Genomic DNA, 640 nt, shown 5'->3' with positions numbered 1-640 from the left:
CATTTTCTATTCATACGAAAGCATAGATGGAATGGGAAATTTGAGTACTCAAAATCCTGTAAATTGGTCAAGCAATCGTTTCAATGCTGGTAAAAAATACCAAGCTGGATATTTCTATTCAAATCATCAATTAGGAAATTTAGATTTAAACAATACAAATCTATTCGAATCTAACTTAGAACCTTCTGAATATCTAGCCTCTAACTATAAAGCGAAAGAATATATTTCGGCAGGATACATTCGTTGGGATCAAGATCTATCATCTAAAACATCTTTGATCGTTGGTGTTCGTATCGAAAATACTTCGATAGATTATACTGGGAATTATGTTCAAGATGAAGAAGATTTAATTGGAGAAATCAAGCACAAAAACGATTATACAAACGTTTTACCAAGTCTTTCTTTGAAACATAAATTTACAAATGATTTTATTCTAAGAGCGGCTTTCACAACAAGTATTGCACGACCAAATTATTACAGTTTAGCACCTTTTATAAGTGTTTTGAAAGAAGATACAGAGCTTTTTGCAGGTAATCCAAATCTGAAAGCGACCTACGCCATAAACTATGATTTAATGGTTGAAAACTATTTCGAAAATATCGGAATTGTTTCGGGAGGATTTTTCTACAAAAAATTAAAC

At 31.4% G+C, this 640-nt stretch carries 1 protein-coding gene; it reads left to right on the top strand.

What is annotated here, in order from left to right; genetic code table 11:
• The coding region (locus tag B2X73_RS14505) for a TonB-dependent receptor domain-containing protein (protein ID WP_291096819.1) at positions 1–640 on the top strand (640 nt) is incomplete at both ends.

The organism is Empedobacter sp. UBA7252 (assembly GCF_002472765.1).
Lineage (GTDB): Bacteria > Bacteroidota > Bacteroidia > Flavobacteriales > Weeksellaceae > Empedobacter > Empedobacter falsenii_B.
This window is presented reverse-complemented; position numbering and strand designations above follow the sequence as displayed.